Annotated in this window: 7 protein-coding genes; 1 reads left to right on the plus strand and 6 read right to left on the minus strand. The window is 72.9% G+C overall.

Annotation, left to right across the window (positions count from 1 at the left end; all coding sequences use genetic code 11):
• Positions 1 to 2 precede the first annotated feature (2 nt).
• Genes CLT72_RS09850 through CLT72_RS09860 form a run of 3 tightly spaced genes read right to left on the minus strand, consistent with a single transcriptional unit; the run spans position 3 to position 7,905 of the window.
• Positions 3 to 4,490: a type I polyketide synthase gene (locus tag CLT72_RS09850; protein ID WP_101411038.1), complete on the minus strand. Its 4,488-nt coding sequence runs from the start codon at positions 4,488 to 4,490 to the stop codon at positions 3 to 5.
• Complete coding sequence (locus CLT72_RS09855; RefSeq protein ID WP_158242005.1) at positions 4,487 to 6,295, minus strand: amino acid adenylation domain-containing protein; 1,809 nt, start codon at positions 6,293 to 6,295, stop codon at positions 4,487 to 4,489. The genes CLT72_RS09850 and CLT72_RS09855 overlap by 4 nt, the downstream gene beginning before the upstream one ends.
• Entirely contained in the window at positions 6,295 to 7,905 is a 1,611-nt protein-coding gene (locus CLT72_RS09860) for a condensation domain-containing protein (RefSeq protein ID WP_144082226.1), read from the minus strand. Before CLT72_RS09860 ends, CLT72_RS09855 begins: the two co-directional genes overlap by 1 nt.
• A 482-nt stretch (positions 7,906 to 8,387) precedes the next feature.
• Here CLT72_RS09860 and CLT72_RS09870 point away from each other — a divergent pair, with 482 nt between their 5' ends.
• Positions 8,388 to 9,248 (plus strand): hypothetical protein, encoded by an 861-nt coding sequence (locus CLT72_RS09870; RefSeq protein ID WP_101411046.1) that lies wholly within the window; start codon positions 8,388 to 8,390, stop codon positions 9,246 to 9,248.
• Here CLT72_RS09870 and CLT72_RS09875 read toward each other — a convergent pair.
• The 3 genes from CLT72_RS09875 to CLT72_RS09885 all read right to left on the minus strand — a co-directional run bounded on the left by CLT72_RS09875 (position 9,187) and on the right by CLT72_RS09885 (position 15,562).
• Positions 9,187 to 11,574 carry a penicillin acylase family protein gene (locus CLT72_RS09875; RefSeq protein ID WP_101411048.1) on the minus strand — a complete coding sequence of 796 codons (2,388 nt, stop codon included), beginning with the start codon at positions 11,572 to 11,574 and terminating at the stop codon, positions 9,187 to 9,189. The two genes, CLT72_RS09870 and CLT72_RS09875, sit on opposite strands and share 62 nt — an antisense overlap.
• Positions 11,571 to 12,767: an MFS transporter gene (locus CLT72_RS09880; protein ID WP_101411050.1), complete on the minus strand. Its 1,197-nt coding sequence runs from the start codon at positions 12,765 to 12,767 to the stop codon at positions 11,571 to 11,573. The genes CLT72_RS09875 and CLT72_RS09880 overlap by 4 nt, the downstream gene beginning before the upstream one ends.
• A gap of 74 nt (positions 12,768 to 12,841) precedes the next feature.
• Entirely contained in the window at positions 12,842 to 15,562 is a 2,721-nt protein-coding gene (locus CLT72_RS09885; RefSeq protein WP_101411052.1) for an amino acid adenylation domain-containing protein, read from the minus strand.
• Positions 15,563 to 15,586 lie beyond the last annotated feature (24 nt).

The following is a 15,586-nucleotide window of genomic DNA, read 5'->3' on the forward strand; positions in this document are numbered from 1 at the left end:
CCTCAGCCATGGTCGCTCGCCAGCAGCGCTTCGAGTTCCTCGGGTGACATGGCTTCGACCTCGTCGAGCATGCTCGCTATCTCCTCGTCGGCCAGCGCTCGGGTCTGCTGGGCACGGATGGCGGCGGCCAGACCCGCCACGGACGGCGCCTCGAAGATCACGCTCATCGGCAGCGGGCCGAAGATCTGCCGGAGCCGGGCGACCACCTGGATGGCGAAGAGCGAGTTGCCGCCGACGGTGTAGAAGTCGGTGTCCGGCTCGTCGAGAGTGACGCCGAGCACCTCCCGCCAGACGGTTGCGACCTGCTGAGCCACCTCGTCGTCCGGCCACAGCCGGGCGGGGTCCCAGCCCGGATCGGCCGCGTCGCCGGGTGCCACGACCGCCGAGGCGAACCCGGCGGCGGTCAGTTGCAGTTGCTCGGTGAGCACGTCCCGCAGATCGCGGGTGGAGACGAGCACCGACGGCAGCCCCTCGGCCACCACGGCCTCGGTGCGCTCCAGCCCTTCGGCGACCGGAATGCCGTACCGGCGGCGCTGCCGCTCGTAGTCGGCGCGGATCTCCGGCAGGTCCGCCATCTGCTGTTCGAACCAGTCGTCCCAGCTCCACTGCCCCCAGTGCAGGGCGGTGACGGTACGCCCCGGCACGTCGTGCGTGTGGGCGTAGGCCTCCAGGAAGGCAGCCACGGCGCAGTTCTCGAGCTGCCCGAACCCGCCGACCACGCCGGTGATGGAGGAGCCGAGCAGCAGGAAGCCGTCGAAGCCGTCGCCGGTCATCTGGTCCAGGGCCGCGCCCAGCAGCAACGTGGTGCGCACCCGGGCGTTCAGGGTGGCCATGATGTCGGTCGCCGACTTCATCGCGACCATGCCGGAGGCCCGGTGGTCGAGCAGGTGGAACACGCCGTCCAGCCGGTCCAGCCGGACCAGCGCCTCCTGGATCACGGCGGTGACCTGCACCGCGTCCAGCAGATCGGCGGTGAGCAGCGTCAGCTGTCCCCCCGCCCGCTCCTGCAGGTCGGCGAGCCGAGCCCGGCGGTCCTGCGGGGACGCGGCCGGCCCGGTCACGCCGACGACGCGCGCCCCGCGGACGATCAGCTCCTCGGCCACCATCAGCCCGGTCTCGGTGTCGGCGCCGAGCAGCAGATAGCCGCCGTCCGGACGCCACACCGTCACGCCGCCGGCCAGCTCGACGGGAGCGAACGCCCGGCGCCAGCGGACGCCGTCACGGTAGGCGACGAACAGGTCGTCGGGCTCCGCGGCCAGCAGTTCGCCGGTCAGCGTGGTGGCCAGGTCGGCCCACCGGGCCTCCGCACCGGGCGGCGGCAGTTCCACGTCGACGCCGCGGCAGCGCAGGCCGGTGAACTCCTGCGGCAACACCGTCACCGCCCCGTGGACGGTGGCCCGCTCGGGGCGGACCGGAACGGACCCGGCGACCTCCTGCAACCGGTCGGTCAGCACGACGACGCCGAGCCCGTCCAGGTGGCCCCGGTCGTTGAGCGCCTGTGCCAGCCCGACGAGGCCGAGCAGACCGCGACCCTGCACGAGGTCGAAGGAGCCGATCGCATCGCCCGCGTCGGCGCCGAGGATCGCCCCGGCGTACAGCACCCGGCTCGGCAGCCGACCGTCGGCGGCCAGCCCCTGCACCAGCCGCTGTGCCTCCCGCGAATCCGTCAGGGCGGACGCCGCGACGGACTCGACCTCGTGCCCGGCCGCCCGCAACAGCACACCGATCCGGTGTGCGAGCCCGACCTCGTCCTCGATCACCAGCCAGGTCTCCGGCGTCCCCGCCGGGTCGGCGGCCACCCGGCCGCCGCGATGCCACACCGGCGCGTACGTCCAACGCAGCGGCTCGGCCGGCTCGTCCGCCCGTCCGGCGGCGGGATCACGGCGCGGCAGCGCGTGTTCCTGGCGGTCGAACTCCAGGCCGGGCAGCGGGACCACCCGGCCCGCGCACCCCCCGGCAGCCCAGTCGATCTCCACGCCGGCCCGCCACACCGCGGCGAGCGGCGACGACGGCCGGTCGCGTCGCGCGAGCAACGGCACCAGGGCCGCGGTCGTTCCGGTCAGCCGGGCCATCGCGGTCAGCGCCGATCCGGGGCCGGCCTCCACCAGTACGCGCCGGTCGTCGCCGGTGCCGAGCAGCCCGGACAGGCCGTCCGCGAACCGGACCGGCTGACGCAGATGCGCGGCCCAGTAGTCCGGGGAGGTGGCCTGCCCGGCGGTGATCAGGCGACCGGTCACGTTGGAGGCGAACGGACGTCGCGGCGCGTGGCGGGTGACGTCGGCGACGACCGCGGCGAACTCGGCCAGGATCGGGTCCATCAGCGCGGTGTGGAAAGCGTGGGACGTCGCCAGTGGGCGGACCGGCACGTCCCGTTCGGCGAGCAGCCGCTCGGCGGCGGCGATCTCGTCGTCGGTGCCGGCCAGTACGCACAGCTCGGCGCCGTTCACGGCGGCGATGGTGCCGTGGTCCCGGACCACCGTGGCGAGTTCCTCCGGACCGAGCGCCACCGAGATCATCCGGCCGGGGGCGGCCCGTTGGACCAGGGCACCACGGGCGGCGACGATCCGGGCCGCGTCCGGCAGGCTGAACACCCCGGCCAGGCAGGCCGCGACGTACTCGCCGAGACTGTGCCCGATCATCGCGGCGGGTTCGATGCCGGCATCGAGCAGCAGCCGGCCCGTCGCGTACCCCACGCTGAAGACCGCCGGCTGGGTGTACTCGGTCTGCCCGAGCAGTTCGTCGTCGTCGCCGAAGGCGACCTCGCGCACATCGAAGCGCAGATGCGGCCGGAAGGCCTCGGCGCACTCGTCCATCGCCCGCCGGAACGCCGGCTCGTCGCGGTAGAGCTCGGCGCCCATCCCGGCGTACTGGCTGCCCTGGCCGGGGAACATCAGGACCACGCCGGGCGGCTGGTCGTCGTCGGTGCCGACGGTGTCCACGTCCTGCGGGGTGAGCGCGTTCAGGGCGCTGATCGCCTCGCCGACGTCACGGGCCACCACGGAGGTGCGGGCCGTCAGCGGGCGGCGCCGCTGCTGGAGCGCGTAGGCCACGTCGGCGAGCGAGGCCGGATGCGGGCCGGCGAGCACGGCCGCCACCTTGCCGGCGGTGGTGAGCAGACCCTCGGCGGTGCGCCCGGACAACGGCAGCACCCGCCTCCCGGCACCGTCGTCGGCGGCTTCCGCGCGCGCGGGCGCCGCCTGGAGCACCACGTGGGCGTTCGTGCCGCCGACGCCGAAGGCGCTGACCCCGGCCCGGCGGGGCGCCCCGCCCGGCGGGGACGGCCACGCCGAACTCTCGCCGCTGACGCGGAACAGCGCCGGGTCGAGCTTGAGCTGCGAACTGGCGTCCCGGAAGTGGGCCGTGCCCGGGACGATGCCGTACCGCATCGCCAGCACCGTCTTGATCAGGCCGGCGACGCCGGCCGCGGCGTCCAGGTGGCCGATGTTCGACTTGACGCTGCCGAGCAGGCACGCCTCGGCACGCGGGGTACGGGCGAACACCTCGGTCAGCCCACGCACCTCGATCGGATCGCCGAGCGGCGTCCCGGTGCCGTGCGCCTCGACGTACTGCACGTCGGCCGGGGTCACGGCGGCGACGGCCAGCGCCTCGTCGATCGCCGCGGCCTGGCCCGCGCTCGAAGGCGCGGTGAATCCGATCTTCGTGCTGCCGTCGTTGTTCACGGCCGAGCCGATGATCAGCGCATCGATGTGGTCGCCGGCGGCGAGCGCGTCCTCGAGCCGCTTGAGCACCACGACGCCGACGCCGTCACCGGAGACGGTGCCGCCGGCCTCGGCGTCGAACGGACGGCACAGCCCGTCCGGGGACAGGATCGAACCCTCCTCGTAGCGGTAGCCGCGCGGGTCGAGCGACCGGATCGCCGCACCGCCGGCGAGAGCGGTGTCGCACTCGCGGGTGAGCAGGCTCTGCACCGCGAGGTGCACGGCCACCAGGGACGAGGAACAGGCCGTCTGGACGGTCAGGCTGGGACCGGTGAGGTTCAGCTTGTACGACACCCGCAGCGCCAGCATCCCCGGGTCGGTGCCGATCACCCGTTGCAGCTCGTCCGAGCCCCGCTCGCCGGCGTCCCGCGGCGGCATCCGCTGCTCCAGGTAGGCGCTGGACGAGGCGCTCAGGAACACCCCGATCGGCTCCCGCGTGCCGCGCGGCGGATACCCGGCCCGCTCCAACGCCTGCCAACAGGTCTGCAACGCGAGCCGGTGCTGCGGGTCCATCATCGCCGCCTCGGCAGGCGAGTAGCCGAAGAACGAGGCGTCGAACTCGGCCCACCCGTCCAGCGGATAGCCCACCGGAACGTGTCCGTCGGCGTCGATCTCGTGCGCGGGCACGCCCGCGGCGAGCAGCTCGTCGCGGGTGAACCGGGTCGCGGCGACACCGCCGTCGACGATCAGTCGCCAGAACGCCTCGACGTCCGGCGCCCCGGGGAAGCGGCCGCTCATGCCGATGACGGCGACGGCGTTGTCCGGGATCATGCCCGCGCCTCCAGCACCGGCGCGGCGTCCGCCTCCGCGGCCAGCAACCGCACCGTCGGCGCGTCGAAGATCGTCCGCAGCGAGACAGGCATCTCCCAGCGTTCCTGGGCCAAGGCGGCCACCTGTACGGCAAGCATCGAATGCCCTCCCAACTCGAAGAAGTCGTCGTCCAGGCCCACCCGGTCCAGGCCGAGAACCTCGGCGAAGATCTCGGCGAGCCGCTGCTGCGCCGGTGACGACGGGGCGACCAGCGGTGTGGACAGTTCCGGACGTTCCGCGCTCGCGGCGGGCAGGGCGGCGACGTCGACCTTTCCGTTAGGGGTCAGCGGCAGACGGTCCAGCACCATGTACAGCGCCGGCAGCATGTACTCCGGAAGCGTGCGGCTCAGGTGGGCCCGCAGGTCCGGCGGCGCGGGTGCCTCAGCGCCGGCGGGAACCAGGTAGGCGACCAGCCGGGGTTCGGCCGCCCCGTCCGGATCGAGGATCACCACGGCCTCGTGCACCGCGGGATGCCCGCGCAGCCCGGCCTCGATCTCGCCCAGTTCGATCCGGTAGCCCCGCAGCTTCACCTGGTGGTCGAGCCGGCCCAGATATTGCAGTTCCCCGTCCGGCCGCAGCAGACAGCCGTCACCCGAGCGGTAGAGCTGCGCGCCGTCCGGGCCGTCCACGAACCTGGCCGTGGTGAGGTCGGGACGCCCGACGTAGCCGCGTGCCACCCCGACACCGCCGACGTAGAGCTCGCCCGGCTCACCCGGCGCGACACTCTCCCCCTGCGGGCCGAGGACGACGGCCGTCCAGTTCTCCAACGGCCGGCCGATCAGGCTGGCCTCCGGCTCGGCGAGGTCCGCCAGGGTGATCCGCCGCCACGTGCTGTGCACTGTGGTCTCGGTGATGCCGTACATGTTGACCAGGGCGGGCTGTTCGTCACCGTGCCGCCGCATCCAGGCGCCGACCATGCCCGGGGTGAGCGACTCGCCGGCGAAGACCAGCCAGCGCAGGGTGCGGACCGGCGCCGGGGCGGCTTCCTCGTCGTAGCGGGACAGCTGGCGGAACGCGGCGGGTGTCAGGTTGACCACGGTGACGCCCTCACGGGCCAGCAGGGCGTGGAAGGCCGCCGGCGACCGCCGCACCTCGTTCGGCACGACGACCAGCCGGGCACCGTGCAGCAGCGCGCCCCACATCTCCCACACCGAGACGTCGAAGGCGAGCGACGCGAAGAGGGTCCACACGTCGTCCGGCCGGAAGTCGAACCGGGCGCTGGTGCTACCCAACAGCGCCACCAGGTTGCCGTGTTCGACCATGACGCCCTTCGGCGTGCCGGTCGACCCACTGGTGTAGATGATGTACGCCAGGTGCTCCGGCCGGACCTCCACCGGCGGCGGCTGCACGTCCTCGCCGGAGATCTCCTCGTCGGAGCTGTCGAGCAGGATCGATCGCGCGCTCCCGAACGTCCGTTCCCGCTGGTCGGTGACCAGCAGGGTCGCGCCCGAGTCGTCGCAGACGAAGGCCAGCCGGTCGTCCGGGTGCTCCGGATCGAGCGGCACGTACGCCCCGCCCGCCTTGAGCACGCCGAGCAGCGCGACGACCGCCTCGGCCGACCGTTCGACACAGACGGCGACCGGCACATCCGGCCCGACGCCGAGCCGGCGCAGCCGGTGGGCCAGGCCGTTGGCCCGCCGGTCCAGGTCGCGGTAGGTCATGTCGCGGCCGTCCCGGGTGACCGCGACGGCGTCCGGCCGAGCGTGCACCTGCCGGGAGAACAGCTCATGGACGCAGGCCCGTAGGCCCGGCTCCAGTCGCGTCATCAGAACTCCACACATTCGGGTTTGTCGAAGCCACTCGGCCCGTGGAGGTCCACGACCGCCGCCGGGTCCGCCACGAACGCCTTCAGTTGGGCGCGGAAGGCACCCAGGATCGCGGTCGCCGTCTCCGCGGCGTACAGGTCGGTGTCGTACTCCAGCTCGAGCCGCAACGCGGGGCCGGTGGCGACGGCGTACAGGCTCAGGTCGTACTTGGCCGTCCCCGCCGGCCGGCTCACCGTGAGCGTGGTGTCGGCCAGCCCGGCGAAGCGGACCGGCGGACCGCTGACCTGGTACGACAGCATGACGGTGAGCGGCTGCACGTTGCGGCGGGTGATCGTGCGCATCAGGTCCTCGAAGGGCACGTCCTGCCGCTCCAGCGCACGCCACGCCGCCTCCGCCGCGCCGGCGATCACCCCGGCGCCGGTACTGCCGTCCGGCACCGTGACCGCCACCGGCACCATGTTGATGAAACAGCCCGCGACGTCGTGCCACTTTGGAAGCAGACGCCCGGCGGCGGGCGTCCCGACGACGACATCCGGACGTCCGGCGGCCCGGCGCAGCACGACCGCGAGGGCCGCGAGCAGCACCGCGAACGGCGTCACCCGCTGCTGCCGGGCCAGGCTGCGCACTCCCGCTGTCAGGCTCTCGTCGAGCGCCACGGCCACCGCGTCGCCCTGGAACCGGGGAAACCGGGGCCGCGGGAAGTCGGTGGGCAGCACCAGTGGGAACGGCAGCCCGCTCAGCTGCGCGGCCCGCTCGGCGACTGCCCTCCGCCGGGCCTCGGACGTGGCCGCCGCCGCATCGGCGCGAGCGAACTCCGCGTACTGCCGCGCGGGCGGCGGGGTCGGCGCCGCTCCCGAGCCGGCGTGCCGGCTGTACAGGGCGCCCAGTTCCCGGCCGAGCAGATCGAGCGTCAGGCCGTCCACGGCGATGTGCTGGAACGTGCCGATCAGGATGTGTCGGTCGGGCGCGCGGCGGACCAGCACGAACCGGACGGACAGGTCCCGCTCCAGCCGGAACGGGATCCGCGCCTGTTCCTCGGCCAGGCGGTCCACCTCGGCTTCCGTGGACGCGTCGACCCGCGATACGTCAGCAGGCCCCGCCGGCCGGACCGCGACGGACGGCACACCCGAGCGCGCCGGGTAGTAGGTCCGCAGGATCTCGTGCCGGGCGAGGAGGTCGGTGAGCGCCGCGTGCAGGGCCTCGACGACGAGTGGGCCCGTCAGTTCCAACCTGGTCGGCACGTTGTAGACGGTTGAGGACGGGGAGAACTGCTGCATGAACCAGATGCGCCGCTGGGCGCCGGACAGCGGCAAATCCTCGTCGGCCGAGGGATCGGGCCGGGGCTCGCCGTCGGCCTTCCCGGCGGCGAAACGTCTGGTGAGCGCCGTCTGCACGAGAGCGCCGAGGGCAACCAGGGAGTCCGCGGTGGCGATCTCACGCTCGGTCAACTCGATCCCGAAGACGGCGTTGACGTCACCCGCGACACTCGCGGAGATCGTTCCGGTGGCGCTTCCGCCGACTATGTGCGCAAGTTCCTCGAGCACATAGTCGGAAACTTCCAGGCATGGATCGGACACCCGGCTCCCCCCGTCGCCTACCAGGAGGAACACTTACACACCGTCTCGGCTTGATCAACCAGTTACATGTATTAATTCGAAGGCGGAACCTGGAGGAGGTGCCGCCCGGATGACCACTCACATCGTCGCGACACAGCGTGACCCTCTCGCACCGTTCAGCTAACTGCCCCAGAGGGACAACCGCAGCCACCAGGGCATTGCCGCGCGCCTCGGGCCCGTGCGGCGGTCCACCCCGCGGCTACCCTCGGTGCCCTCCCGCTGACAGTGGGCCCACAAGCGCTCCCCCACGCAGCCCGAACGAGCCAGCCAAATGAAAACATTGTGAAGTGCGTCATACCGCAGCCTGGCTCGCTGGACCGCGAGCCGGTCGGCGAAGAGCACGATCGCCCAGCGTACGACCGCACCCGCCGCCGCCCGGGTCGCGTCGACCGGTAGCCTGAGATGGCCGCCGCACCCCATCGATCGGTCCCGCCACCGCCGGCGCCCGGTCCCGACACGGCGGACGGGAGGCAACCATGGCCGCATCCACTCGTGTCGCGATCAGGATCCCCGGGTCGCTCCGCTTCGTGGCCTCGGCCGCTCTCAGCCAGGTGGCCACCTACCTCCTCGTCGGCTTGATCGCATCCCGCGCCCTGGACTACGCCGAGATCCTCGGGCGACCGGTGATCGGCGACTACTACCTGCCCTACGGGTCCGTGGACATCGTGGCGTCCACGACGCTCCAGGTGCTCCGAGGGGTCCTTTTCGGCGCGGTGCTGCTGCCTTTCCGCGGCGTCCTGGCCGCCTCCCGGTGGGGATGGCTGTGGCTCTGGGCCGTGTTCGTGACGATCGGGATCCTCGGTACCCCCGCAGCCGCCCCGAGCTCGTTCGAGGGGCTTCTCTACACCCGGCTGCCGCTGTGGTTCCACGCCGTCGGGCTGCCGGAGATGCTGCTTCAGACCATGGCGTTCAGCGTGCTGGTGCACCGGAGCCTACGGGCGCGTACGCACCCGCTGGCACCTCGGGCACGGCAGCTGCTCACCGCCCTGTCGGTCGCCTGCATCGCCTTCCTCGGCTACACGGCGGTCTCGCTGCTGTTCGCGTTCATGGCTGGCGTCGGCCTGGCATCCGGCTCGGACACACGCGTGCTGGGCCAGTTCGTGGCCCCGCTGGTCCTGGGGTTCCTGACCGCACTGGTCGCGAGAGGGCAGTGGTGGGCGCCGGCGCACGCCGTGCTCTACGTCGCCTCAGCGGCGGCCCTGGCGGCGTACCAGGGATTGGTGTTGGGGTCGACGGGATGGCTCTACGTGCTGCTTGCTCCGGTGCTGCCCGTGTTCATCTCGCTGGCGATGACCCGTTCGAGTCGCCTCCCGTCGCCTCCCCTCGGGAACGGGTGACGGTGTGCGCCGCCCGCCGTCCGGGCGTCAGGGTCAGGCGTCTCCGCACCTCCGGCGGGCTGTCGAGGCGTACCTCGTACAGCCGCCCCTCGGCGTGCGCCGGCGTCTGGTCCCCGTAGTGCGGTGAGAGGGGATGGCCCGAGCTGCCGTGGCGGAGCACGTCGCGGATGCGGGTGCTGCCGGCGGGGCCGAACTCGACGACGAAGCGCCACGGCGCGCCCTCGACCACCTGGCCGTCGCGGTCGGGATACATGAGACAGACGCTCTGCCCGCCGCCGCCCACCGGAGTCGGGGGTGATCCATACAGCGAGCGCAGCGTGTCCGACACCGCGGCCAGGGGGTGCTGGTCCGCGATCCGGTTCAATCTGCCGTAGCGCCAGCCGGTGGGGTCGTCGCCGAGTCTGTCGGCGATTCGACGCGCCGCCTCGGTGAGGGCGTCCGCGACGACGACCGGCAGGTCCTCCGTCTCGCCGAGCCGCCGGCGGGCGTCGCCGTCCAGCACCAGGTGGTCCACCTGAAGGGTGGCATCGGTCATGGCGTCGGCGACGGCCGCGCCGAGCCGGCTGGTGATCCAGCGTTCAGTCAGCACCCGGGCCAGCGCCCCGAAGACCAGTGGTGCGGCCTGTTCGGCGTCGTCCCTGCCGTCCCAGGCGGCCAACGACTGATGGCCGAACACGGCCAGCGGCGACTCCGGTGGATTCTCGTCGAGCGCCTTCAGCAGGGTGGGCAGGATGCGCTGTGCCCGGCCGTTGCGCAGGTCCATCTGCCACGCGCCGAAGTCGTCCGGGTGGGCCGTCGGCGTCGCCGTCAACAGCTCCCCGATCCGGTCGGCCCGGTACGGTCCGCCCCAGTCGCTGCCCAGGTGCGGGCCGACCCCGTCGGGCAGGATCTGGTGGTTGGCGCTGACCACGTAGCCCGCTGGCGGATCGACGACCTCCGGTAGCTCGTCGAATCCGAGCGTGGTGGTCCAGCGAGCGGCCACCTCGGCCGCGCCGGCCGGGGCGAGGCCCTCCCGGCGGTCACGGCGGGGCACGATCCCGACGGTCCGCAGCGCGACCGTACCGTCGCGGGTCGCGACGACGAGATTGAGCACGGGCACCCCGAAGCCCCGCAGGGTCTCGCGGAACGCGGGGTAGTCGTGCGCCCGCCACATGCGCTGGCAGCTCTCGGCCTCCGTGGACGGGTGCAGGCCACTCCAGTAGAGGGCCACCGGGTCCGCTTCCGCACCGCGTGGGCCCGGCAGGTCGACGTATCCGGCCCCGCCCGCCGCGACCACGGAGACCTCGGTCCCGCCCCGCACCCGGACGACGCTGGGCTGTGTCCACCGTGGCTCCCCCGGCGGGACCGCCCGCTCCCCCACGGCCAGGTCCTGGGTGTCGATGGTGGAGTTGGTCACCCCCCACCCGAGATCCGGGTTGGCGCCGATCACCAGTCCGGGCACGCCCGGCACCGTCACCCCGTACGCGCGCTCGCCGTCGAGGTCCAGTCCCAGCTGGTACCAGAGGCTCGGCTGGGTGAACAGGATGTGCGGGTCGTTGGCCAGCGCGGCGAAGCCGGTGGCGGACCTGGCCGCCGACACCGCCCAGGCGTTCGAGCCACTGCCCTGCCGGCCCGCGAAGAGGTCGCCGAGGTGGGCGGCGCCGGCCGCGGACAGCAGCGCGGTGTCGCCGCGCCGTGCCGCCGGCCCCGCCGGGGCGTCGGCGTCGATGGTGACGCTGCCGCCTGGCGGGTACTTCGGCGCCAGGAAGCTGCGGACGAACTCCGGTCGCGCCGCCAGCAGCCGGCTGCGGAAGACCTCCTGTTGCAGGTTGCGGCCCAGATGGAAACCGAGCTGCTTGACGATGGCCAGCGAGTCGCCGACCGACCACGGGCCCGGCCGGTACCTCGTGAGGTGGAATTCGGGCGGGAGCTGCCCGCGCTGGCGCATCCGGCGCACGGCGGTGTCGACCCCGTGGGCGAAGGCCGCGAGGTTGGCGCGGGCAGGCGGTGAGAGCAGCGCCTCGCTCTGGCGGGCGGTCCGCTCGAAGGCGAGGGTACGGGCGAGGACGTCCGAACCGGCGGCGCGAGCGCCGAACACCTCCGCCAGTCGTCCGGTCGCCCGCCGGCGCAGGACGTCCATCTGCCACAGCCGGTCGTACGCCATCGCGACCCCGACGCCCACGTAGAGATCGCGCTCGTCGCCCGCGCGGATCCACGGGATGCCGCGTTCGTCACGGTCGATGTCGACGGTCCCGTGCAGGGCCGCCACGGAGAGCACCCGGGTGCGCCGGAGCGCACGACTGCTCGGCCAGGCGGCCAGGCGCAGGATGCCCGCCGCGGCTCTCATGACGCCTTCTCGGTCTCCGCCTCCGGGAGGGTGTCATGGCGGCTCAGGTCGGGAATGCGCCGGCCGACCAGCAGGTAGAGCGCGACGCTCACCAACGCCAGGGAGCCGATGGCGAGGAACATGACCGGCCCGCCGAAGGACGCGAGGACGAGGCTGCCGAGGAACGGTCCGGTGAACCCGCCGACCTGGGCGAAGGTCTGTGCGCCGAAGTAGGCCCCGCGCCGGTCCTCGGGCGCGATGCGGTCGACGAGCGCGAACTCCGACGGCACGATCAGGGTCTCGGCGACGGTGAACACCACCATCGCCACGATGTAGTGCCACATCTGCTCGGAGATCGCGAAGCCGGCCATCCCGACGAAGGTGAGGATCCCGCCGAGGGTGATGGCGTTCAGCGGGTTGTAGCGCTGCACGTAGCCGGCGGCGAAGAGTTGGAGGACGATCACCGCCACCGCGTTGGTGGTCATGACCGCGGCGAGCACCCGGGCGCTGTCGGCGAAGTCGGTGACGAAGTTCTGGGCGAGCAGCACCGAGATCCTGCTGTGCACCGTCTCCAACAGGATCGCGCCGATGAGCAGGAGAAGCAGGCGGCGGTCCGACATCACCGCCCGGGCCGATTCGCCCAGTCCGCGGACGATGGCGCCCGTGCTGCGGCCGAGCGTCGCCAGCCCTCTGTCTTCGAGGGACGGTCGTGGCAGTTGCCGCGTGGCCGCCCAGAGGACGGCGAAATAGACCAGGTACACGGCGGCGGCGGCGGGGAAGGAGATCCGGGCGCCGGTGAACCCGAGGGCCACGCCGATCAGCGGACCGACGGCGTAGCCGGCGTTGATCGCGAGGTACTGGTAGGAGAACCACTTCACCCGCAGCGGGACGGGGAGCAGGTCGCTGATGAGCACCTTCGCGACCGGGCTGAAGGCGCTGGTGGCGAACGCCATGGACGCGTTGAAGGCGAAGGCCGTCACGGCGTCGCGCGCGAAGAAGAACCCGACGAAGCTGCCGATCACCACCAGCAGGCAGGAGAGCAGGACCCGGCGGCGGCCCACGATGTCGGAGAGCGCGCCGCCGAGGAACCCGCCGGAGATGCCGAAGAGGACGGAGGAGCCGATGACCAGGCCGACCGTCGAGACGGACAGGCCGAGTTCGTTGCGGAGGTAGATGGCGAGGAAGGGAATCGTCACGCCGTTGGCCAGACTCATCACGCCGGAACCGCCGACGAGGATCCTGGCCAGTCGCGGTGGGCGGAACGCTGCGCTCGCAGCCGGTTCCCGGGTCAACTCGGGTTTCCTTCCGTCTTGTCCCGCTGGCGCTGGAACTCGATCATTGCCTCGGCGACGGTAGCCGCTTCGGGGTCACGCAGCATGCCCTCGTGGCTGGTGGCCACCACCGTCTCGGTCAGGTTCGGCAGCACCAGGTGCCAGTCCTCGGTGTGCCCGTCATCGTCGTCGGACCTCTCCAGGCCCGCCACCAGCAGCAGTGCGGGCACGGCCAGGGCAGGCGCCGGCTCCGCCATGATCCGCCCCATCGTCCGGTAGTCCGCGAAGGCGTGGGCGAGCCCGCCGATCGTGGCAGCCAGGGCGGGCGCCGCGGTGGAGGCGGCCCACCGCAGGAGTTCCGTGTCGGCCAGCCCGGCCGCGGACTGCGGGGAGAGCTCGCGCCACCGGCGGGTGTGCTCGGGAAACGCGAGGGCGACGTCGGAGAGGAAGGCGACCAGCCGGGTCCGGTGATCCTCGGAGAGGCGCTGGTGGAGACATCGTGGGCTCGGTGCGTCGAGCAGGGTGATGCTCCGTACCTGACGGCCGGCCGCCCGCATCGCGTGGGCGAGGTGCAGCGCCATCGCCCCACCCAGGGAGTGTCCGACGAGGTGGACGCCGGGTTCGACGACGGGCAGCAACTCGGCCAGGCAGGCCTGCGCGACGACGGCGGAGGACGGCGTGCCGTTTTGCGCCCGCAGGAGGTCGCGGGTGTGCAGGGCGTAGAACGGGCGGCCCCGGACGTGCGTCGACAGCCGCGCCATCGAGGCTCCGATCCCGAAGACGCCGGGCAGCGCCACCACGGGCGCCCGGCCCGCCGTGGAGTCCCCCAGTGGCAGCAGGTCGACCGCGCGGCGGGACGCCGCGCTCCGTCCGGCCGGCCGGGCCCGGCGGACCGCGCCCGCCACCGCCCGTATCGTCGGCGCCTTCAGGAAGTCGCGCAGCGGGACGACGACACCGAACTGCCGGCGTACGGCGGCCAGCAGGCGGGTCGCCAGCAGGGAGTTCCCGCCCTGCCGGAAGAAGTCGGTGTCTGGCTCGACCTCGGTGCCGGGCAGCAGCTCCGCCAGGATCGCCAGCAGGGACCGCGTGACGTCGTCGACGCCTGCGGGCAGGTGTGGCGTCAGGACGGGGCCCGGGTCGGGCAGGGCCGCCCGGTCGAGTTTGCCGTTGACGGTTCGCGGCAGCGCGTCGACGACGATGAACGCGGACGGAACGGCGTACACCGGAAGCCGACCCTCCATCCAGGAGCGCAGCTGCGCCGGACCGACGCCATCGTCGCCGACGACGTACGCCACCAGTCGGGTTCCCGTGCCGGGTGCGGTGTGCGGCACCACCGCGGCCTGCCGCACACCGGGCAGGGCGGCCAGGGCGGCGTGCACCTCCCCCAACTCCAGGCGGTAGCCGCGGACCTTGACCTGGTCGTCGTTGCGCCCGTGGTACTCGTACTCGCCGGAAGGCGTCCGCCGGGCGAGGTCCCCGGAGCGGTAGCCGCGTACGGGCCGGCCCTGCGCGTCGGTGACGGTGACGAACCGCTGCGCGGTGAGTTCCGGTTGCCCCAGATAGCCGAGGGCCACGCCCGCACCCGTGACGATGATCTGCCCGGTCTCACCGTCGGCGACCGGCTGATCGTCCTCGTCCCACAGCAGGAAGTCGAGGTCGGGAAGGGGAACGCCGATCAGGCTGGTCGTGCCGGCGACGTCGGAGGCCAGGATCCGGCGGTACGACGCGTGGACGGTGGTCTCGGTGATGCCGTACATGTTGACCAGTTCGGGCGCGGCGTCGCCGTACTTGGCGACCCACGGCCGCAGGTCGGCGAACCGGAGCGCCTCACCGCCGAAGACCACCCACCTCAGCGGCAGCCGGTCGTCGTATTCGTCCTCCTGGGCCGCCAGCGAACCGAAGGCGGTGGGCGTCTGGCTGAGCATCGTGACCCGTTCCGCCCGCAGCAGGCGCCGTAGGGCGACCGGGTCCCGCATGACCTCGGCCCCGACGACGACCACACACCCGCCGGTGAGCAGCGCCCCCCACATCTCCCACACCGAGAAGTCGAAGGCGAACGAGTGCGCCATGGTCCACACGTCCCCGGGCCCGAACCCGAACAGGGGTTGCGTGGTGCCGATCAGGCGCAGGACGTTGGCGTGGGAGACCTCGATCCCCTTGGGACGGCCGGTCGTGCCCGAGGTGTGAATGACGTACGCCCGGTCGGTGGGCGCGATCGGGCGCACCGGTGCGGCGGGCGGGTCCGGCTGCTCCCCGCCGGGGTCCGACGCGTCGAGCAGGACGGCCGCGACCGTCGCGGGCAGGGAGCCGGCCAGCGTACCCGTGGTGATCACCAGGGACGGCGCCGCGTCACCGACGATCATGCCGGTGCGGACGGCGGGCGCCTCCGGGTCGAGCGGCAGGTACGCGGCGCCCGTCCGGAGCACCGCCAGCGCCGCCACGATCATCCGTGCCGAGCGCGGCAGCAGCACGCCGACCGGCTGGCCGGGCGGCGCGACCGGCGCGATCCGGCTGGCCAGGGTCCGGGAGGCGGTGGCCAGTTCCCGGTACGTCAGGGCCTGCCGGTCGCAGCGGACGGCGACCCGGTCGGGGTGCCGGCCGGCGACCTCGTCGAAGGCGGCGACCAGGTTGTCGGCGGTGACCGTCGCGGTGGCGGTCCGGTCGACCGCCGGTACGGACACGTCGTGGCGGCCGGCGAGCCGCCGACGCAGCCGGAGCGCGCGATCGGTCGACGTCATGAGCGGTTCTCCCCAGGTTTCGTC

Source organism: Micromonospora sp. CNZ309, assembly GCF_002846525.1.

Excerpts from the sequence above, each read along its gene's own strand:
- CLT72_RS09870 (WP_101411046.1), top strand. The coding sequence starts at position 8,388 with ATGGCCGCATCCACTCGTGTCGCGATCAGGATCCCCGGGTCGCTCCGC.
- CLT72_RS09855 (WP_158242005.1), bottom strand. The coding sequence starts at position 6,295 with ATGACGCGACTGGAGCCGGGCCTACGGGCCTGCGTCCATGAGCTGTTC.
- CLT72_RS09850 (WP_101411038.1), bottom strand. The coding sequence starts at position 4,490 with ATGATCCCGGACAACGCCGTCGCCGTCATCGGCATGAGCGGCCGCTTC.
- CLT72_RS09875 (WP_101411048.1), bottom strand. The coding sequence starts at position 11,574 with ATGAGAGCCGCGGCGGGCATCCTGCGCCTGGCCGCCTGGCCGAGCAGT.
- CLT72_RS09885 (WP_101411052.1), bottom strand. The coding sequence starts at position 15,562 with ATGACGTCGACCGATCGCGCGCTCCGGCTGCGTCGGCGGCTCGCCGGC.
- CLT72_RS09880 (WP_101411050.1), bottom strand. The coding sequence starts at position 12,767 with ATGAGTCTGGCCAACGGCGTGACGATTCCCTTCCTCGCCATCTACCTC.